Annotated in this window: 13 protein-coding genes; 8 read left to right on the top strand and 5 right to left on the bottom strand. The window is 65.7% G+C overall.

All coding sequences use genetic code 11. The annotated features are described in order from the left end of the window. Positions 1–140 precede the first annotated feature (140 nt). The gene (locus tag JJB99_RS20730; protein ID WP_246774931.1) at positions 141–2198 is read left to right on the top strand and encodes a tetratricopeptide repeat protein; all 2058 of its coding nucleotides are present in this window, start codon (positions 141–143) and stop codon (positions 2196–2198) included. On the opposite strand, the gene JJB99_RS20725 is transcribed toward JJB99_RS20730, so the two are convergent. Both JJB99_RS20725 and JJB99_RS20720 read right to left on the bottom strand, forming a co-directional pair. Continuing rightward, positions 2195–3427, bottom strand: coding sequence for an NAD(P)/FAD-dependent oxidoreductase (locus tag JJB99_RS20725; protein ID WP_200494184.1), 1233 nt, complete (start codon positions 3425–3427; stop codon positions 2195–2197). The two genes, JJB99_RS20730 and JJB99_RS20725, sit on opposite strands and share 4 nt — an antisense overlap. A gap of 65 nt (positions 3428–3492) precedes the next feature. Continuing rightward, a complete protein-coding gene (locus tag JJB99_RS20720) occupies positions 3493–6579 on the bottom strand; it encodes an Rne/Rng family ribonuclease (RefSeq protein WP_200494183.1) in 3087 nt (1028 codons plus the stop codon). Positions 6580–7283: 704 nt separating this feature from the next. Between JJB99_RS20720 and JJB99_RS20715 the strand changes: the two genes are divergently transcribed. From JJB99_RS20715 to JJB99_RS20685, 7 genes are all read left to right on the top strand, one after another. Continuing rightward, entirely contained in the window at positions 7284–8576 is a 1293-nt protein-coding gene (locus JJB99_RS20715) for an N-acetylmuramoyl-L-alanine amidase (protein ID WP_200494182.1), read from the top strand. 240 nt (positions 8577–8816) lie between these two features. Next, complete coding sequence (locus JJB99_RS20710) at positions 8817–11324, top strand: penicillin-binding protein 1A (RefSeq protein WP_200494181.1); 2508 nt, start codon at positions 8817–8819, stop codon at positions 11322–11324. A 114-nt stretch (positions 11325–11438) separates the two neighbouring features. Beyond that, a protein-coding gene (prfB, locus tag JJB99_RS20705; RefSeq protein WP_200494180.1) for a peptide chain release factor 2 occupies positions 11439–12570 on the top strand; the annotation gives its coding sequence in 2 pieces (ribosomal slippage) (positions 11439–11507 and positions 11509–12570; 1131 coding nt in all). Positions 12571–12572: 2 nt separating this feature from the next. Further along, positions 12573–13454, top strand: coding sequence for an NAD(P)-dependent oxidoreductase (locus JJB99_RS20700; RefSeq protein ID WP_200494179.1), 882 nt, complete (start codon positions 12573–12575; stop codon positions 13452–13454). 13 nt (positions 13455–13467) lie between these two features. Beyond that, entirely contained in the window at positions 13468–14343 is an 876-nt protein-coding gene (locus tag JJB99_RS20695; protein WP_200494178.1) for a DMT family transporter, read from the top strand. A gap of 81 nt (positions 14344–14424) precedes the next feature. After that, positions 14425–15336 (top strand): DMT family transporter, encoded by a 912-nt coding sequence (locus JJB99_RS20690; RefSeq protein ID WP_200494177.1) that lies wholly within the window; start codon positions 14425–14427, stop codon positions 15334–15336. 107 nt (positions 15337–15443) lie between these two features. After that, positions 15444–16676 carry an ABC transporter substrate-binding protein gene (locus JJB99_RS20685; RefSeq protein ID WP_200494176.1) on the top strand — a complete coding sequence of 411 codons (1233 nt, stop codon included), beginning with the start codon at positions 15444–15446 and terminating at the stop codon, positions 16674–16676. Here JJB99_RS20685 and JJB99_RS20680 read toward each other — a convergent pair whose 3' ends face one another. From JJB99_RS20680 to JJB99_RS20670, 3 genes are read right to left on the bottom strand one after another with little or no spacing between them, the layout of a single operon-like run. Continuing rightward, positions 16677–17957, bottom strand: coding sequence for an O-antigen ligase family protein (locus JJB99_RS20680; RefSeq protein ID WP_200494175.1), 1281 nt, complete (start codon positions 17955–17957; stop codon positions 16677–16679). An 11-nt stretch (positions 17958–17968) separates the two neighbouring features. Next, complete coding sequence (locus tag JJB99_RS20675; RefSeq protein ID WP_200494174.1) at positions 17969–19348, bottom strand: glycosyltransferase family 4 protein; 1380 nt, start codon at positions 19346–19348, stop codon at positions 17969–17971. Then, the gene (locus JJB99_RS20670) at positions 19345–20085 is read right to left on the bottom strand and encodes an ABC transporter ATP-binding protein (protein WP_200494173.1); all 741 of its coding nucleotides are present in this window, start codon (positions 20083–20085) and stop codon (positions 19345–19347) included. Before JJB99_RS20670 ends, JJB99_RS20675 begins: the two co-directional genes overlap by 4 nt. Between the last annotated feature and the right edge of the window lie 2 nt (positions 20086–20087).

The following is a 20087-nucleotide window of genomic DNA, read 5'->3' as shown; positions in this document are numbered from 1 at the left end:
TCGAGATTCTCGATCAGCCCTTTTTCTTTTGGCCGGCCGAGCGATCCGACTGACGGATTTCGCGGCTTCGCCCGTTTAACCCGCATCTCTGACGTTAAGGGGCGGGCGGTATCGTGGGCAACGGGGCTGTGGATCGAATCGTGCTGGAGGCGGCGGAGCGTTTTTCGGCGGGGCGGCCGGATCAGGCTGACGCGCTCTGTGCGGAGGTGCTGCGGGTCGAGCCGGATCATGTGCCGGCGTTGCATCTTGCCGCCGTGGCCGCTTTCGTCACGGATCGCGCGGCCGATGGTGCCGAGCTGCTCGGCCGCGTCTTCGACATCGATCCGGACCATGCGCCTGCGCTGGTCACGCTCGGCGACGCACTGGCGCTGAAGGGCGAGCAGGAAGGCGCGGTGGCCGCGTTCCGCCGTGCGCTGGTCCGGCGGCCGGACGATGCGGGCCTGCACAACAAGCTCGGCTTGGCACTGGGAGCGCTCGCGCGGTTCGACGAGGCCGAAGCCGCCTATCGCCGCGCGCTGGTGCTCGATGCGCATCTGACGCGGGCCTGCTTCAATCTCGCCGTCGTGCTCGCCGGGCAGGGGCGGCCGACGGAAGCCGAGGAGGCCTATCGCGCGGTTATCGCGCGGGAGCCTTGCTATCGCGGCGTCTGGCTCAATCTCGGCAATCTCCTTGCGGATCAGATGCGGCTCGGCGAGGCGGAAGCCGCTTATCGCCGCGCCCTCGACAGCGATCCGGATGATCCCGCGCTGCTGTGCAGTCTCGGCGCCGTGCTCTACCGGGAAGGATTGCTTCAAGACGCCGTCGCCTCGTACCGCCGGGCCATCGCGCTCGCACCTGATAACGTGGCGGCACTGCGCCTGCTGGGCCTCGTGCTGCACGAGGCCGGTCAGCTGCAAGACGCTGCCGAGATCTACCGGCGGAGCCTTGCGCGCGACGCATCGGATCACGTGATCGCAAGCAATCTCGGCGCCTGTCTGTCCGAGCTCGGCGCGCTGGACGAGGCGGCCTCCGCCTGCGAGCAAGCGGTGCTGCTCAAGCCCGATTACGCAGCGGCCTGGACCAATCTCGGCATCGTCTTCGAGAAGCAGGACCGCGCCTGCGATGCGATTGCCGCGCATCGCTGCGCGGTCGCTGCCGATCCCGACTATGCCAAGGGCCACGCCAATCTTGCGGTGGCGCTGCGCAATGCCGGCGAGATCGACGAGGCGCTCGCGGCCTCGCATCGCGCGGTCGGGTTCGATCCGGAGCAGCCGCTCGCGCAGTACAACCATGCGCATTTCCTGCTGATGAACGGCGACTTCGTGAATGGCTTTGCGGCCTATCGCTGGCGGCGCAAATGCAAGTCGCTGTCCGACGGCGATCCCACCTTCAGCGAGCCTGAGTGGCAGGGTGAGCCGCTGAACGGGCGCACGCTGCTGCTGTTCGCGGAATACGGGCTCGGCGATGCCCTGCATTTCGTGCGCTATGTGCCGACGGTGGCGGCCCTCGGCGGCAAGATCATCCTTCAGGTTCAGCCGGCGCTCGCCACGTTGCTGCGGCAGCTTCCCGATGTCACCGTGATCCCGCGCGGCGAAGCGCTGCCGCGGTTCGATCTGCAACTGCCGCTGATGAGCCTGCCGCGCGTGTTTGGCACCACGCTTGATACCATCCCGGCCGATGTGCCGTATCTGCATCCCGATCCCGCAAGACTGTCTCGCTGGCGCGCGGCGCTCGCGGATGTCACGGGCTTGAAGGTCGGCGTGGTCTGGGCCGGCAACGCCAGGCATAAGGGCGACCGGCAACGCTCGCTGCCGGCCGCTTCCGTGCTGCCGCGCCTCGTGATGCCCGGCGTGCAGCTCTACTCACTGCAAAAGGAGCCGCGGCCAGAGGATGGCGAGATGCTTGCGGCGCTTGGCTGCGACGTCATCGACCTTGCGCCTGCGCTCGGCGATTTCGCCGACACGGCGGCTGCGGTCGCTGCGCTCGATCTCGTCATTGCCGTCGATACGTCAGTCGCGCATCTCGCCGGCGCGCTCGGCCGTCCGGTCTGGATGCTGACGCCTTACGGGCTCGACTGGCGCTGGCTGCGCGAGCGCGAGGACAGCCCGTGGTATCCGACCATGCGCCTGTTCCGCCAGCGCAGCCCCCGCGAATGGAACGACCCGCTGATGCGGCTGTCGGCTGCACTCGCGGTGCTGGCCGCGAAGGCGGAAAGCTAGAACCGCTCCGGCCGATATGGCGCGGGATCGATCGCCGGCGTCTCGCCGCTCATCATCTCGGCGAGCAGGCGTCCGGTCGCGGGCCCGAGCGTAAAGCCCTGGTGGCCGTGGCCAAAATTCATCCAGAGGCCGGGGTGGCGCGGGGCCGGGCCGAGCACCGGCAGCATGTCGGGCGTGCAGGGCCGCGTGCCGAACCAGGGATCCGGCTCGACGCGCTGGCCAAGATCGATCAGCTCGCGCGCGGAGGCTTCGGCGCTGGCGAGCTGCACCGGCGTTGCGAGCGCATCCATGCCGGTCAATTCCGCGCCGGTGGTGATGCGGATGCCCTTGGCCATCGGCCCCATGGCGTAGCCGCCGGCCTTGTCGACGAGGGGTAAATCGAGCGACGCGCCGCCGGCATAGTGCATGTGGTAGCCGCGCTTGCGCACCAAGGGGATGCGGTAGCCGAACTTGTGCAGCAGATCGGGTGACCAAGGTCCGAGCGTCACCACGGCGTGGTGCGCATCGATGCGTCCCTTGTCGGTGCTGACCGACCAGCCGGTCGCGGTCTGCTGCAGGCTCTGGGCATCACCGAGCACAATGGCGCCGCCGAGGCGCTCGAGCAGCTCGGCATAGGCGGTGACCAGCGCGCCGGGATCGGACACGGTCCAGGTGTCGAGCCAGTGAATCGCGCCGGGGAGGTCGTCGCGCAGGATCGGTTCGGCCTTGGCGAGCTCGGCGCCTGAGAGCGCGCGAAACCTCACGCCGAACTCGCGCTCGTCTTCTTCCGCGGCCTTGACGGCCTGATCGAATGAGCCCGGGTCGCGATGCAGATGCCGGTATCCGGCGCGGCGGATCAGATTGTCGGCATGGGCCTCGCGAATGAGGATGTCGTGCTCGCTTGTTGCGTAGGCGATCAGCCGCGCCCAGGCGTCGATCGCTTCGCGATGCCGCTTCGGCGCCGAATGCCACCAGTAGCGGAGCAGGGGCTCGATATGGAGATGAAGCGACGACGGGCTGTAGCGGACGTCGTTGGTGCGGCCGGTCGCGATCTTGAGCAGCGAAAAGAGATCGCGCGGCATCGGATAGGGGCGCACCGCTTCGGCCTGGATCATCCCGGCATTGCCGTAGCTGGTCTCGCGGCCCGGCTCCCTGCGGTCAACGAGCGTGACCGACCAGCCGCGCTGCCGCAGGTGCAGCGCCGCGCTGACGCCAATCATGCCGCCGCCGAGAACGATCGCGCTTTGCATTCGAATGCCCTCGCCAAATCAAAACCGCCCGGTTTGGCCGGGCGGTTTCAACGCGATTGTCTCTCTTACTCGCCGCCGCCGCCGAAGCGCCGCGACCACCAGCCGGCACGACGCGGTGCGGCCGGCGTTTCATTTGCTGCTTCCGGCGCAGGCTCAGGCGCAGGCGGAGGAACCGGCTCGCTCGCCTCCGTAACCGGCGCTGCCGGCTCGCTCTCGCTGTTGAGCAGGAAGCTCACCTTTTCCCGGACCGTGGAGCGGCGGCGCGCCGCCTTGTCGTCCGCAGGCTCCTCGGCTGCGGCGCTGGGCGCGGGCTCCGGCTGGGCCGCAGCCGGCGTTTCCGCTTGCGCCTCAGGCTGTGCAGCCTGCGGCTCCACGACGTGCTCGGCCTGTGCGATCGAGGGCGCAGCTTCGCTGCCGAAGCTGTCGAAGTCGGCGACTGCGTCGCTCGCTTCCGGCGGGGCATTGGCCGCGAGCTCGTCGCCGATGGAGCCAGCGAGGCCTTCCTCGCCACCGCCACGCCGACGGCGTCCGCCGCGGCGACCGCGCCGGCGCCGGCGCTCGCCGCCGCCCTGCTGCTCGCCACGGGCGGCCTGCTCCTCGCCTTCCTCGCCGTCCTGCTCGGTATCGGCATCGTCCTCCTCGCCTTCGCCGGCGGCCACGACCGCCTCGGGAAGGGTGGGTGGGCTGTCCTCGCGCAGCTCGCCGTCGCGCTGGCCACCGCGGCCGCGGCGGCGACGGCGACGCTTGCGGCGCTGGCCGTCCTGCTCGGGGCCGGCCTCGCCGGCAGCCTGCTCTTCGGTGAGACCTTCGGTCTCCTCGGTCTCGACCTCGGATTCCAGTTCCGGATCGAATTCCTCGTCGTCATAGGCCTCTTCGGCCAGCGGCGGCGGACTCGCTGCCGCCTGCGCCGCGAGCAGCGCCTTGGCGGCTTCGAGCGTATGCACCTGCTCGCCACGATCGATGAGATAGGCCTGCGGTCCGCTGACGCTGGGGTCGGCGATCACAGACAGCGTGACCTTGAAGCTGTTCTCGAGGTCGCGCAGATGCCCGCGCTTGTGGTTCAGCACATAGAGCGCGACATCGGTGCGGGTGCGAACCACGAGATTGTGGGTCGCGCCCTTCATCAGGATCTCTTCGAGGCCGCGCAACAGCTGCAGCGCCACCGACGACACCGAACGGACGTGGCCGGTGCCGCCGCAATGCGGGCAGGGGTCGGTCGAGGACTCCAGCACGCTGGCGCGGATGCGCTGGCGCGACATTTCCAGGAGGCCGAAATGCGAGATGCGGCCGACCTGGATGCGGGCGCGATCCTGCCGCAGGCAATCGGACAGCTTGCGTTCGACCGCGCGGTTGTTGCGCTTCTCGTCCATGTCGATGAAGTCGATGACGATCAGGCCGGCGAGGTCGCGCAGGCGGAGCTGGCGGGCGACCTCTTCGGCGGCCTCCAGATTGGTCTTGAGCGCGGTGTCTTCGATATGGTGCTCGCGGGTCGATCGTCCCGAGTTGACGTCGATCGAGACCAGCGCCTCGGTCTGATTGATCACGATATAGCCGCCGGAGCGCAGCTGCACGGTCGGCGAGAACATCGCGTCCAACTGGCTCTCCACGCCCATGCGCGAGAACAGCGGCTGGCCATCGCGATACTGCTTCACCGCGCTGACATTGGCGGGCATCAGCATCTTCATGAAATCGCGCGCTTCGCGGTAGCCGGACTCGCCGGCGACCTGAATCTCGTCGATCTCCTTGTTGTAGAGGTCGCGCAGCGAGCGCTTGATCAGCGAGCCTTCCTCGTAGACGAGGGTCGGGGCCTGCGACTTCAGCGTCAGGTCGCGCACCGTCTCCCACATCCGGATCAGATACTCGAAATCGCGCTTGATCTCGGGCTTGGTGCGGGAGGCGCCGGCGGTGCGCAGGATGATGCCCATGCCCTCGGGCACGTCGAGGTCCTGCACCACTTCCTTCAGGCGCGAACGGTCCTGCGCGCTGGTGATCTTGCGGCTGATGCCGCCGCCACGCGCGGTGTTCGGCATCAACACGGCATAGCGGCCGGCCAGCGAGAGATAGGTCGTGAGCGCCGCGCCCTTGTTGCCGCGCTCTTCCTTGACGACCTGGACCAGCATCACCTGGCGGCGCTTGATGACTTCCTGGATCTTGTACTGGCGGCGCGGACGGAAGGTGCGCTCGGGCACTTCCTCGAGCACGTCGTCGCCCCCGACGGATTCGACGTGTTCCTCTTCGGCTTCCTCGCCGTCCTCGTCCTCGTCCTCGTCGTCTTCGCCGGCTGCTTCCGCGGCCTCGGCATGCGGCGCCTCGGCGCCGTCGCCGTAAACGGCATCAGCCGGCTCCGCGGCCGAGGTCACGGCTTCGGCCAGAGCCTCGGCATGGGCTTCATCAGCGTGGGCTTCCTGCGGCTCGGCAACGGTCTCGGTTGCGACTACGGGCTCGGCGCCGACGGCCGCGGGCGTCTCGTCATGATCATGGTCGTGATGGTCGTGCGCATCGTGATGATGGTCGTCATCATGGGTCTCATGATGATCGTCGTGCCCGTGCTCCCGATGATCATGGTCGTGGTGATCATGATGCTCGTGATCATGCTCGCCATGATCGTGGTCGTGATGATCGTGGGCTTCGTGCTCGCCATGATGCTCGGCATCGGCGTGCAGGTACTCGCTCTCGTGCGAAGCCCCCTCAGGGTGCAGGGCCTCGCCCTCGACCGGCTGGGCCGTGGGATCGACGCCGGCCTCGAGGCCTTCGACGATGTCGCTGCGGACGCGCTCGCCATGGCCGCGGCGGCGGGCATTGCGGTGGCGCGAACGGCGGCGGCCATGGGAGCGGTTCTCGCTCTCCTCCTCGGCCTCACGATGGGCCTGTTCCTCGGCCTCGATCAGCGCCTGCCGGTCGGCGACCGGGATCTGGTAGTAGTCGGGATGGATTTCGCTGAAGGCGAGGAAGCCGTGGCGGTTGCCGCCATATTCGACGAAGGCGGCCTGGAGCGAGGGTTCGACCCTTGTGACCTTGGCGAGGTAGATATTCCCGCGCAGTTGCTTGCGTTGCGCAGTCTCGAAATCAAACTCTTCGACGCGATTGCCGCGGACCACGACGACCCGGGTCTCTTCCGGGTGGGTGGCATCGATCAACATCTTGTTGGGCATGTCTTAACTCTTGGCGGCGGCGGGCGCGATCGACCGTGGGCGCGAATTGCGCTGCCGGGTGACGCGACGGTCCACCTGATTCGGGGGTGAGGGGAAGGCCGAAACGCCGTCTCTCGCGCCTTGCCGAACCGGAAGCTTCAGGACCGAGGCGGCGCGCGGGAGTATCACTCCGCAGCGTCGCGAATGGTCCTTCAGAATTCGTCGGCACAGTCTGGCGCATCAAGCGTCGGCCCGTATGAAGCATTGGGCGGCGGGGCCGCCCCTCAATCAGTTGCTGTTGGCCAGGCATGGCGCGAGCGCGCTCGCCTTGGGGATCACGAACCGCTCCCTTGGGATTAAGGGACCGGGTAAATGGTCGCGTCGCTGTCAAAACCGTCCCGGAAACGCTGAGGTAACCCGGGACCGTCCGCCACCGGGGCTTCGCCCGCTCCACCTCGCTGCCGCGCACCGCGCTGGTCTTAGAGGGAAACGGAAAACGCTGGAATTCCCAAACCTTGAGAGTTCCGGCGCTGCACCGGGAGGCTGAATGCGACACAACCGGAAATATCGGCCGTCAGCACTCCGTACATACGTGGAATGGGCCAGCCGTGCAAGGGAGCGTCGCACGGCGGTCACAGTCAGCGAGTTTCGCATCTCTGTCATTAGGGATCGATTAACCCTGTGGTTCTATTGCGTTAAAAGGGCTGCTCGGAGGCACGGAATCGGTGGCGAGCCGCACAAATCAAAGGGTTTTGCTGGGATGCGTTTTGCTGTGCACCGCAGCATTGGCGTGCGCTGATTCCTGGCGCCTGAGCGCAGCCGAAAGCCAACCGCAACCCGCTGTTGCAGTAGCGAATTTTCCGGTTGCCTCGGCCGCGCGCCTCGCCGGCGACGGCAAGCAGACCCGCTTCATCCTCGACATCGATCAGACCGTCACCTTCCGCACCGTAACCCTGGCCGACCCGTATCGGGTGGTCATCGACGTGCCCCAGCTCAATTTTCAGCTGCCGGCGGGTACCGGCGCCGGGGGGCGGGGGCTGGTCAAGGCCTTCCGCTACGGCCTCGTCATGCCCGGCGGCTCGCGAATCGTGTTCGACCTGACGGGACCGGCCAAGATCGCCAATTCCTACGTGCTGGAGGCGGCTAACGGCCAGCCGGCCCGGCTCGTGCTCGAGCTGGAGGAGGTCGATCGCGCCGCCTTCGTGCCGACGATTCCTCCGGCAAACCAACCGGAGCTGCGGCCCGCGATTGCCGAGGCGCCGCCGGCCACGGTTCAGGCCGCCCCTGCGCCGGAAACGACGCAGAAGGCTGATGGCCGTCCGGTGGTGGTAATCGATCCCGGCCATGGCGGCATCGACAACGGCACCCAATCGGGCGGCGAGAGCGAGAAAAATCTGGTGCTGGCCTTCGGCCTGGCGCTCCGTGACAAGCTCGAGAAGGCTGGCAAATACCGCGTGGTGATGACGCGGGACGATGACACCTTCATCCCGCTCAACGACCGCACCAAAATCGCCCGCAACCTCAAGGCCGCCTTGTTCGTCTCGATCCACGCCGACGCGCTGCCGAAGGCGGAGGGGGATGCGCAGGGCGCCACTATCTACACGCTGTCCGACAAGGCTTCCGACGCCGAAGCGCAGCGGCTGGCGGACGCCGAAAACCGGGCGGACGCCATCGCAGGGTTCAATCTTGCCGAGGAGCCGACCGACGTTGCCGACATCCTGATCGACCTCACCCAGCGGGAAACCCGTACGTTTTCAAACCGTTTTGCCCGCCTGTTGATGGGTGAAATGAAGTCGAGCGTGCGGATGCACAAGCATCCTCTGAAGTCAGCCGGCTTCCGGGTCCTGAAGGCGCCGGACGTGCCCTCGGTGCTGGTCGAGATCGGCTATGTCTCGAACAAGGGCGACCTCGAGCACCTGGTCTCCGAGGGCTGGCGCTCCAAGGCCGTGGGCTCGATGGCGCAGGCGATCGACGGGTTCCTGACCAAGCGGATGGCGACCGCGGGGTCGTCGCATTGAGTTGAATCGAGACGGTTTTTCCGTCCCGCCGCAAAAGCCCTAGTTTGGCCACAGCGGGCGCCTTATAAAAATGCCGCAGGGGTTCCGGAATCGTAAGAGAATCCCGATCGGCAAGCGTCTTAGGTCCGGCACGGATAGTATTGGGTAGGCCGGTGAATTCGCGACGTGAGGTTGGCGCCAGTTTGAGGTGCCAAGGGCTGATATTGGGCTGGCTCCAGAGTTTGAACGGATAAACACATAATGCGCTTGCTTGTGCGGTTCATGGGCTTCCTGTTCGCCGCGGGAACAGTGGTGTTCCTTGTCGGTGTCGGGGCCGTGGCAGGCCTGATCTGGCATTTCTCCAAGGACTTGCCGGATTACTCTCAGCTTCAGGATTACGAGCCGCCGGTGATGACCCGCGTGCACGCGGTCGACGGTTCGCTGCTCGGTGAATACGCCAAGGAGCGGCGGCTGTACCTGCCGATCCAGGCGGTGCCGAAACTCGTGATCAACGCCTTCCTCGCGGCCGAGGACAAGAATTTCTACGAGCATGGCGGCATCGACTACACCGGTATGGCGCGCGCCGGTTTGCTTTATCTCCAGAACTACGGCTCCAACCGCCGTCCGCAGGGTGCGTCCACGATCACCCAGCAGGTCGCCAAGAACTTCCTTCTGACCAACGAGGTTTCCTTCGCCCGCAAGATCAAGGAAGCCTTGCTGGCGATGCGCATCGAGAAGACCTATTCGAAGGATAAGATCCTCGAGCTGTATCTGAACGAAATTTATCTGGGCCTCGGCGCCTACGGCATCGCGGCCGCCTCGCTGGTCTATTTCGACAAGTCGGTGAACGAGCTGACCGTTGCGGAAGCCTCTTATCTGGCGGCGCTGCCGAAGATGCCGGCGACGCTGCATCCGGTCCGCAACCGCGACCGCGCCATCGAGCGTCGCAATTACGTGATCGATCGTCTGCTGGAGAACGGCTGGATCAAGCAGGCCGACGCCGAGAAGGCGCGCAAGGAGCCGCTGGCCGTCACGAACCGCTCCAACGGCGCCCACACCTTCGCCGGCGAATATTTCGCCGAGGAAGTCCGCCGCGACATCTTCGAGCGCTACGGCGAGAAGAAGCTGTATGAGGGCGGCCTGTCGGTCCGCACCACGCTGGATCCGAAGATTCAGGTCATGGCGCGCAAGACCATGGTCGCCGGCCTCGTCAATTATGACGAGCAGCAGGGCTATCGCGGCGCCATGAGCAAGCTCGATACGTCGGGCGATTGGGGCGTCAAGCTTGCCGAGATCAAGGCGCTGTCCGACATCTCGCCGTGGCGCATGGCGGTGGTGCTGGAGACCAGCGACCAATCCGCGCGCATCGGCTTCCAGCCGAGCCGCGAGCTCGGCGGCGCCGTCAGCAAGCAGCGCGAGACCGGCATCGTCACGCTCGACGGCGTGCGCTGGGCCCGGGCCGCGCAGGGCGGAACGAAGGGCAAGACGCCGACTTCGGTGGCGCAGGTGCTGCAGCCCGGCGACGTGATCTATGCCGATCCGCTCTACAAGGACGGCCAGCCCGTCGAAGGCCAGTACCGGCTGCGTCAGATTCCCGAAGTGTCGGGCGCGATGGTGGTGATGGATCCCTGGACCGGCCGCGTGCTCGCGATGGTCGGCGGCTTCTCGTTCGACCAGAGCCAGTTCAACCGTGCCACTCAGGCCTACCGGCAGCCGGGCTCGTCGTTCAAGCCGATCGTCTATTCGGCGGCGCTGGACAACGGCTATACGCCCTCGACCGTCGTGCTCGATGCGCCGATCGAAATCGACCAGGGCCAGGGCGCCGGCGTGTGGCGGCCGGAAAACTTTGATGCTGGCAAGTATATGGGGCCGATGACGTTGCGTAATGCCTTGCGGCTGTCGCGCAATACGGTGACGGTGCGGCTGGCGCAAGACATCGGCATGCCCCTGATTGGCGAGTATGCGCGCCGCTTCGGTGTTTATGACGAGGTGCCCAACTATCTGTCCTATTCGCTAGGAACCGGCGAAACCACGGCGATGCGCATGGTCACGGCCTATTCGATGCTCGCCAATGGCGGGCGTCGCGTGAAGCCGACCCTGATCGACCGCATCCAGGACCGCTATGGCCACACCATCTTCAAGCACGACCAGCGCGAATGCCGCGGCTGCGATGCGCCGGGCGGCTGGAAGAACCAGGCCGAGCCGCAGCTGATCGATCGCCGCGAGCAGGTGCTGGACGCCATGACCGCCTATCAGATCACCGAGCTGATGGAAGGCGTGGTGCAGGCCGGTACCGCGACTGTCGTCAGGGAAGTCGGCAAGCCGATCGCCGGCAAGACCGGTACGACCAACGAGGCCAAGGACGCCTGGTTCGTCGGCTTCTCGCCGGATGTCGCCGTCGCCATCTACATGGGCTACGACAAGCCGCGCCCGCTGGGGAGAGGCAATGCGGCCACCGGTGGCCATCTCTCAGCGCCGATCGCGCGCGACTTCTTCAAGCTCGCGCTGGCGGACAAGCCCGCCGTTCCGTTCAAGGTGCCGGCCGGCATCAAGCTCGTGCGCGTCGTCGCCAAGACCGGCATGCGCGCAGGCCCTGGTGAGTCCGGTGGAACTATCCTTGAAGCCTTCAAGCCGGGCACGGCGCCGCCGGACAATTATTCGGTGATCGGCGTTGCTGACGCTGACGGGCGCGGCGGCGTGCCGGCCTCGCAGCAGCAACAGCCGGATTCCGGCTTCTTCATGCGGCCCGGCACCGGTGGGCTGTACTAAGGTTTAGGACAAGACAGAGGTTATTGGCGGTGGCGGTTGCGCTTTGCAGCCGCCGCCGTTACATCCCCCATCTCATTTGCACGCGGGATCAGTCCCGCGACACCAGAGAGCGACATGCGCGCCGAAATCGAACGGTTGGTAGAAGAGATCAAGCAGTCAGTCGGGCTGCTGAGGAGGCATCTTTGACGTCGAGAAATCGACGGCGCGCCTCGCCGAGCTGAACAAGCTCGCAGAAGATCCCAACCTCTGGAACGATCCCCAGAAGGCCCAGAAGCTGATGCAGGAGCGCACCTCGCTTGAGGATTCGCTCTCGGGCATCGGCAAGGTCGAGCAGGAGCTCGAAGACGACATCGGCATGATCGAGCTCGGCGAGGCCGAGGGCGATGACGGCGTCGTGGCCGAGGCCGAAGCCGCGCTGAAGACTCTGAAGAAGGAAGTCGCGCGGCGCGAGCTCGAGGCGCTGCTCTCGGGCGAGGCCGACCGGTTCGATTCCTATCTCGAAGTCCATGCGGGTGCCGGCGGCACCGAGAGCCAGGACTGGGCGCAGATGCTCTTGCGCATGTACACGCGCTGGGCCGAAACGCACGGCTTCAAGGTCGAGTACCTCGAAGAATCCGAGGGCGAAGAGGCCGGCATCAAGTCCGCGACCATCCAGGTCTCCGGTCACAACGCCTATGGCTGGCTCAAGACGGAAGCCGGCGTGCACCGCCTGGTGCGCATCTCGCCGTTCGATTCCAACGCACGGCGGCACACCTCGTTCTCGAGCGTGCAGGTGTTTCCGGTCATCGACGACAGCATCAAGATCGACATCAAGGAATCCGATGTGCGCGTCGACACCATGCGTTCGGGCGGCGCCGGCGGTCAGCACGTCAACAAGACCGAATCCGCGGTGCGCCTGACGCACATCCCCACCGGCGTCGCCGTGGTCTGCCAGGCTGGCCGCTCCCAGCACAAGAACCGCGCGCAGGCGTGGGACATGTTGCGCGCGCGTCTTTATGAAATCGAGCTGAAGAAGCGCGAGGAGAAGGCCGCCGCCGATCAGGCCGCCAAGACCGACATCGGCTGGGGCCACCAGATCCGCTCCTACGTGCTGCAGCCCTACCAGATGGTGAAGGATCTGCGCACGGGCGTGCAGACCTCCGACACCTCGGGCGTGCTCGGCGGCGATCTCGACGAGTTCATGGCCGCGACGTTGGCGCAGCGCGCCTTCGGCACCACCAGCGGCGACATCGAGGACGTGGACTGATCATGCCGCGCGTCGCCTTCATCGGGCTTGGACGGATGGGCCGCGGCATGGCCGGCCGCTATCTCGATGCCGGCTTTACGGTGACGCTGTGGAATCGCAGCAAGGCAAAGGCCGAAGACCTGATCGCGCGCGGCGGGCGCTGGGCGACGTCGCCGGAAGATGCCGCGATCGATGCCGATGCCGTCGTGACCATGGTCGCCGATGACGAGGCCTCGCGTGCGGTCTGGCTTGGACCGGAGGGCGCGGCCAAGACGGCGAAGGCTGGCACCATCGCGATCGAATGCTCCACCGTCTCCTATGACCACGCCCGCGAGATGGGCCGCGAGCTGAACTCGCGTGGGCTGATCTACATCGATTGCCCCGTGACGGGATTGCCGGATGCGGCCGCCAGCGGAAAGCTGACGCTGCTCGTTGGCGCTGACGCGGCCGATCTCGAACGCGCGCGCCCCTATCTCGAACCGATCGGCTCGACCATCCGCCATTTCGGCCTGGTCGGCTCCGGCACGGTCTACAAGCTCATCAACAATCTCTTGGGCGCGATCCAGATCGCCGGACTCGCCGAGGGCCTCGCCATCGCCGAGCAGGCCGGGCTCGACATGAAGCTGGTGCTGGACTCGATCCAGGCGGGCGTCGCCGCCAGCCCGCAGGTGCAGCGGCACTCCAAACGCATGGTCGCCCGCGACTTCAGTGGCGCAACCTTCACGGCAGCGGTGCGGCACAAGGATGCCGCCTATGCCGTCAAGCTTGCGGAAAGCCTGCTCGCCGACAAGCCGCTGGTCTCGCGCGCTGCGGTCGAATCCTACGCGCAGGCGAAGGCCGCAATGCCGGACGAGGACGAAGGCAGGATGATCGAACTGGTATCGCGGCCGAAGAAGCCGTCCTAAGCGGTACATTCGCATGGGGCAGCGTCATTCGGAACGTGGTCTCGGCATTGCCCTCGTCCTTGCCGCCGCGGTTGCCTGGAGCACCGCGCCGTTTTTCACCCGCCTGTTGCCGTTCGATCCCTGGACCATCCTGTTCTGGCGCGGCCTGTTCGGCGGCAGCCTGATCACGGTGTTTCTCGTCGTCATGCAGGGACGCGCCGCGCTCTGGCAGTTGGTGATCCCGGGCAGGAGTGGCCTGCTCGTCGCATCACTGTCTACGATCGGCATGATCTCGTTCATTCCCGCGCTTCAGATGACAGACGTCATGAACGTCGCGGTGCTGATCGCGACCCAGCCGTTCGTTGCCGCTGCGCTGGCTTGGCTGTGGCTCGGCGAAGCTGCGACATGGCGCACGCTGATTGCGAGCCTCGTTGCGTTTGCCGGCGTGGCTATCATCGTCGGCGGTGTTCGAGCCGGCGCAGATATCAGCGGCGTGGCCCTGAGCTGCCTGATGGTGCTCGCCATCTCCGCCATGACCGTCGTGGTTCGGCGCCACCGCGAGACGTCGATGGTGGCGGCCGCCGCGCTGTCGAACTTCATGGGAAGCCTCGTCAGCCTGCCGTTCGCCCACGACATCGCCCATGTCGGCGGCAACAGCCTTGCGATCCTCGTGATGTTCGGATGCCTCCAGGTCGCGCTCGGCTTGACGTTCTACATGCTTGGCTCACGCCTGCTGCCGTCAGGACAAGCGTCGCTGATCGCGACGCTGGAGACGCCGCTGATGCCGCTCTGGATCTGGGTTGCCTTCCGCGAAATCCCCGCCGTTCACGCGCTCATTGGCGGAGCGTTGGTGATCGGAGCCGTGGTCGCCGATATCGCCGCCGACCCCCGATCACGCCGAACCACCTGAGCGCCGCCTGGTCGGAAATCGGGTGGCCTTGTGCGCCGCCTCGTCCTAGGCCGCAGGCTCAGCCGCCCAGGTGAGACCTCCATGCCCCCGAACGACAACCGGATCGACGCGCGAGATTGGTCGCTGCTCACCGTGCTCTCAATTCTTTGGGGCGGCTCGTTCTTCTTCAACGGCGCCGCGCTGCGCGAGTTGCCGCCGCTGACGCTCGTGTTCCTACGCGTGGCACTCGGCGCCGCCATTCTCCTGCCACTGCTGCGCAGGCAGGGGATCGGCTTTCCCAAGGGAGCTGCTGGCTGGACACCATTCGTCGCGATCGGGTTGCTCAACAACGTCATCCCGTTCTCGCTGATCGTGATCGGCCAGACCTTTGTTCCGAGCGGGCTGGCGTCGATCCTGAATGCGACGACGCCGCTGTTCACGGTGATGGTGATGGCTGCGGCAGGCGAAGAGGCCTTGCAGATGCGGCGCATCGCCGGCGTGGCGCTGGGCCTGCTGGGCGTGATCGTGCTGCGCGGATGGGGCATCGAGGCGAGGCCGGGGCAGGGGCTCGGCATCCTGCTCGGCCTTGGCGGCGCTTTCAGTTACGGCTTCGCGGCGCTGGCGGCGCGGCGGCTGCTGAAGGACTCAGCCCCGCTCGGCACCGCGACGTTTCAGCTAATGGCCTCGACTGTGATGATGGCGGCCGTCGCCGGCGTCATGGAACAGCCGTGGCGGCTTCCGATGCCTGGCCTGACGACCTGGTTCGCAGTGCTCGGCCTTGCCGGCTTATCGACCGCGCTCGCCTATATCGTCTTCTTTCAGATCCTGCGGCGCTCGGGCGCAACCAATGTGATGCTGGTGACGCTGCTTATTCCCGTCACCGCCATCCTGCTGGGCTGGCTGGTGCTGGGCGAGCCGATCTTTGCGTGCGAAATCGCGGGTGCGATCGTCATCGGCAGCGCGCTGCTCGTCATCGACGGGCGCGTCCTGAATCTGCTGCGGCGCGGCGTGTAAGTTCCAGCTCTCCCGTTTCACGCTGCGGAAAATCGTGGCGCTTGCCAGCCGCCGGCCTGCTTGCGACACTCCCAGCAAAACAAGACTACAAAACAGGGGAGAGAACCATGCCGGGTCGTCGCAGCCTTGCTACCCTCGCCATGCTTGCTGTCGGAGTGCTGGTCACGACACCGGCCCTGGCGCAGAAGAAATACGACCCGGGCGCGAGCGACACCGAAATCAAGATCGGCAACATCATGCCCTATAGCGGGCCGGCGTCCTCTTATGGCGTGATCGGCAAGACCGAGGCCGCATACTTCAAGATGATCAACGACCAAGGCGGCATCAACGGGCGCAAGATCAATTTCATCAGCTATGACGATGCCTATTCACCGCCAAAGGCGATCGAGCAGGCGCGCAAGCTGGTCGAGAGCGACGAGGTCCTCCTGATCTTCCAGTCGCTCGGCACGCCCTCGAACTCCGCGATCATGAAGTACATGAATGCCAAGAAGGTGCCGCAGCTGTTCGTCGCCTCCGGCGGCACCAAGTTCGGAGACCCCAAGAACTTTCCGTGGACCATGGGCTTCCAGCCGAACTATCAGAGCGAGGGGCGGATCTACGCAAAGTACATCCGCGATCATTTTCCGAACAGCAAGATCGCCGTGTTCTGGCAGAACGACGATGCCGGCAAAGACCAGTTCAAGGGCCTGAAGGATGGGCTCGGCGACAAGGCCAATATGATCATCGCTGACAAGTCCTACGAGGTCAGCGATCCCTCGATCGACTCGCAGATCGTCGCCCTGCACGATTCCGGTGCCGACATCTTCTTCTCGTGGGCCGCGCCGAAAGGCTCGGCGCAGGCGATCCGGAAAGTGGGCGAACTCGGCTGGAAGCCGAAGTTCTTCCTCGCCAATACCGCAACATCCATCGCCTCGGTGCTCAAGCCGGCCGGGCTCGAATATTCCAAGGACATCACCTCGACCGCGTATCTGAAGGATCCGACCGACCCGACCTGGGACAAGGATCCGGCAGTGATCGCGTGGCGCGCCTTCATGGACAAGTACTATCCGGAAGGCGACAAGGCCAATGCCAACAACCTCTATGGCTACGTGCAGGCCGAGGCGATGGCGCAGGTGCTGAAGCAATGCGGCGACAATCTCACGCGCGAGAACGCGATGAAGCAGGCCGCGAACCTCAGGGATTTCCATACCGACCTGATGCTGCCGGGCATCATGGTCAACACCTCCCCGGACGATTATTTCCCGATCGAGCAGATGCAACTGATGCGTTTCAACGGGCAGGCCTGGGAGCTGTTCGGCGAGGTCATCACCGGCGAGGTCGGCCACGAGCGCGGCCAGTAGTCACGTCGGGCGCTTCACCTCGGCCTTCAGCGCCATGCCGCCGGCAACGCCGACGCCGAGCACATACATCCAGCCCTCGTGGAAATCGAACAGATGCGAGTTCAAAAGCGAGCTCGCGATGTTCTGGACGATCGCGATGAGGCCGATCCAGGCCGCAAGACCCTCGCCCAGGAACAGGCGCAGGTGCGCGATCCACATCGCATAGAGCAGGATGATGCCGAGCACGCCCCACTGCACCGCCACGTTGAGCGTCTGGTTGTGCGGATTGCTGACGACCTCCGCATCCAGACTGCTTCCATTCGTTGAGGCGCGCTCGAACTGGCGCTTGATCGAGCCGGTGCCATGGCCGATCAGAGGCGCCTCGGCGAAGGCGTGGAGCGCCTTGCGCCAATAGGTCAGCCGCTGCGCGGTCGAGGCGCGGCTGATGTCCTCATGGCCGTGGCGGTATTCGATCGCGACGTCGGTGATGCGCTGGCGCAGATAGGGCGATGTCGCCCAGGCCAGCGCACTCGCTGCCACCGTGCCGGCGAGCAGCACCAGCGCCGCCCGCCGGCTGAGATGCTTCCACGCGAATAGACCGAGCAGCACGGCGATACAGAGTAAAGCGGTGCGGGCCGCGGCGACGAACACCATGTTGGTGGCGAACAGCAGGATCAAGGCGAGGCAGGCGGCTGCCGGGATCGCTCTTCGGCCGCGCCAGAAATGAAGCGCGGGCAGCGCCAGTGCGAAGGCGCACAGCGTGAATTCCTGGCTCTGGTCGATGTAGTTCTTGACCGGCACGCCGGCCGATGCGGTCGCGGTGATCTTCCAGGCGGGATCAAGCAGCACGATCCAGGAGTAGACCGCAAGGAGCGTGCAGGAGCCGAGAAAGGCGAGGCAAACCCAAAAGCCGCGCTCGGACCGGCGGAAATGATAGAGCAGCGGCGGAATCAGCACCAGCTTTGCCACCGGCTTGATCGCATGCAGCCGGTCCGGCCAGTCGCCATCCGACCACAGCATGCCCACAAGCGCGAGCAGCAGGAAGGCGAAGGGCAGGGCAAAGGCGGGCTGCAGCAGCGCGCGCGCATAGTCGCGCCAGTCGATGGCCGGCGTGACCGCGAGCAGCCAGAGCCCGACGAAGATCGAAGGCGCTGTGGTCGACCAGGGCAGCGACGCCGCGATCAGCACGACGAGCAGATCCGCCGCCCGGACCAGCGCAGCCGAATGGCCGAGCGCCTGCCATCGGCTGCGCAAGCTTTGCGGATCTGCCGGGCCAGACCATGCCGAGGGTTCGGCAATCATGCGGAGGACGCCTATTGTGCCGCGGCCAGCCGTTCTCTGGGCAGCTCATGGCCGAGGAAATCGCGAGCCTGGGTCTCGTAGCCAAAGCGCTTGGCGAGCTCGTGGCGCCTTGCGCGGATCTTGCCGCGGCACTCCTCCTGCCGCGTCAGCACGCGGGTAACGGAGGCTGCGATCGCTTCGGTCGAGAACGGGTCGAAATAATCGGCGAGGTCGCCCGCGACCTCGCGGAACACTGCGATGTCCGAGCACAGCACCGGCGTGTTGGCAGCGAGTGCTTCGATGATCGGGATGCCAAAACCTTCGGCGAGGCTCGGCATGATCACGCCATGAGCCTCCGCGATCAGCGCGGCTTTTTCATGCTCGTCGACGTAGCCGGCGAAGCGGATGTTTTTCGGAAGACTCCGCATCCGGCTGATCTGGCCGGCATAGCCGATCACCACGAGATCGGCCTGGGGGATGTTGCGGAAGGCGCGAATGACGATGGCGACGTTCTTGCGCGGCTCGTTCGAGACGATCACGACAAAGCTCGGCCGCCCCGGACGGCCCGACGGGGCTGGGAGGTGCAGGACATCCGGGGCGTCGAACCGGGTGCGGGGATACACGACCCGCGCCGGCAGGTGCGCAAATTGCGGCAACAGTTCCCTGAACCGCATCATGCTATAGTTTGAAACGAAGGCGAGCTCATCGGCCTGACGCAGGCTGGTGCGGATTCGCGCCAAAAACTGCCGTGTGGCGATGTCGCTGAGCTTGAGGTCGGTGAGCGGCAACAAATCGTGCACCACGCAGATCACTTTGGCGTTCGGCTTGCGCCTGATCGCGATGCGCGTCGGGGTGTCCACGACGATGAGGTCATAGTCGCGCGCATCGATCCGCGGCGGCGGCAGCAGGAAGAAGGCCGAGGAGTCCTGATAATTGAAGAATCCAGGCTCGAGCTGGAAGTCGCGGAACAGTTCGAGGTGGCTCAGATCCGGCGGAATGTATTCGAGCGCGGCAGCGCGGTTCTCGATCAGCTGCGCGCTCAGGCCACGCAGGCCGATCGCGCGCAGGAGGCAGAGGATATTGTCCCGCGACAGCAACAGGCCGGCCCTGTGGCGGAGCCAGTCGAACTTGCGAGCCGTGCCGCTGAGTGTCACCGGCCCGCTCACGTTGATCTCGTCGAGGAAGCGGTAAAGAGCGAGCAGCTCGATATTGCGCGACTGCGCCGGAAACAGCCTGGTGCGTCGCTCGCGCCGGCATAGCTTGCGGTAACGCTTCGAGGTCTCCACCAGCAGCGTGAGTTCGTGGCCTTCCGAGGCGAGCGAACGGACCAATTCCCGGGTGAAGTGGAAGATGCCGCGCTTGTGATTGGGTTGTCCGAGTGACTCGGAGACCACGAGAATGTTCTGTTTCATGCGCGTTTCTCGCGGAGCTCTAAGGTGTGCGTGGCCGGCGGCTGGACCGTGACGGTCGAGGCGATGCGGCCGTGATCGAGGTTGATGATGCTGGAGCAGGTGCGGCGCAGCAGCATCTGGTCATGCGAGGCGATGATCACGATCGCCGCCTGCGACACCAGGTTCAACAGCCGCCGCTGTGCCTTCTCGGCAAAGTGCTCGTCGACCACGCTGAGCCATTCGTCGAGCAGCAGGATGTCGGCCGGAAACGCTGTGGCGGTCGCAAACAGCACCCGCATCAGCATGCCCGATGAGAACATCCGCAAGGGCACGCGCTGCATCCGCGGCTCGAGCTCGGTGAAGGCCCAGATCTCGTCGATCACGCTGCGGGTCGGCTTGCGGCCGCTGATCCGCAGCAGCAGCGCGATATTGTCCTCGGCGACGAAGTCGAGGTTGACGCCGGCATTCAGGCCGAGCAGGGGCACGACGTTGCCCTGGACCGCGATGCTGCCGCTGCTCGGTGGATAGACGCCGGCGATCAGGCGCAGCAGCGTCGACTTGCCGGAGCCGTTGGGACCGGCAAGCCCGATGCGGGCGCCGGCCTGGGCCTCGATCGTGACATTGTCGACGGCGCGGATGATCCGCATCTGGCCCGGCTCGCGAATGAGATGGCCGAGCAGCCGCCGCTTCAGCGAGTGGTCGTAGGCGCCGTAGAGCGGATAATCGAGACAGACGTTGCGAAGCTTGACCGAGACCATGC

This window comes from Bradyrhizobium diazoefficiens (genome assembly GCF_016616235.1).
In the GTDB taxonomy this organism is placed as follows: domain Bacteria; phylum Pseudomonadota; class Alphaproteobacteria; order Rhizobiales; family Xanthobacteraceae; genus Bradyrhizobium; species Bradyrhizobium diazoefficiens_H.
Note: the sequence above shows the minus strand (reverse complement) of the source record. Positions and strands in the feature narration are given on the sequence as shown.

Excerpts from the sequence above, each read along its gene's own strand:
- JJB99_RS20680 (WP_200494175.1), bottom strand. The coding sequence starts at position 17,957 with ATGATTGCCGAACCCTCGGCATGGTCTGGCCCGGCAGATCCGCAAAGC.
- JJB99_RS20700 (WP_200494179.1), top strand. The coding sequence starts at position 12,573 with ATGCCGCGCGTCGCCTTCATCGGGCTTGGACGGATGGGCCGCGGCATG.
- JJB99_RS20675 (WP_200494174.1), bottom strand. The coding sequence starts at position 19,348 with ATGAAACAGAACATTCTCGTGGTCTCCGAGTCACTCGGACAACCCAAT.
- JJB99_RS20690 (WP_200494177.1), top strand. The coding sequence starts at position 14,425 with ATGCCCCCGAACGACAACCGGATCGACGCGCGAGATTGGTCGCTGCTC.
- JJB99_RS20725 (WP_200494184.1), bottom strand. The coding sequence starts at position 3,427 with ATGCAAAGCGCGATCGTTCTCGGCGGCGGCATGATTGGCGTCAGCGCG.
- JJB99_RS20685 (WP_200494176.1), top strand. The coding sequence starts at position 15,444 with ATGCCGGGTCGTCGCAGCCTTGCTACCCTCGCCATGCTTGCTGTCGGA.
- JJB99_RS20720 (WP_200494183.1), bottom strand. The coding sequence starts at position 6,579 with ATGCCCAACAAGATGTTGATCGATGCCACCCACCCGGAAGAGACCCGG.
- JJB99_RS20670 (WP_200494173.1), bottom strand. The coding sequence starts at position 20,085 with ATGGTCTCGGTCAAGCTTCGCAACGTCTGTCTCGATTATCCGCTCTAC.
- JJB99_RS20695 (WP_200494178.1), top strand. The coding sequence starts at position 13,468 with ATGGGGCAGCGTCATTCGGAACGTGGTCTCGGCATTGCCCTCGTCCTT.
- JJB99_RS20710 (WP_200494181.1), top strand. The coding sequence starts at position 8,817 with ATGCGCTTGCTTGTGCGGTTCATGGGCTTCCTGTTCGCCGCGGGAACA.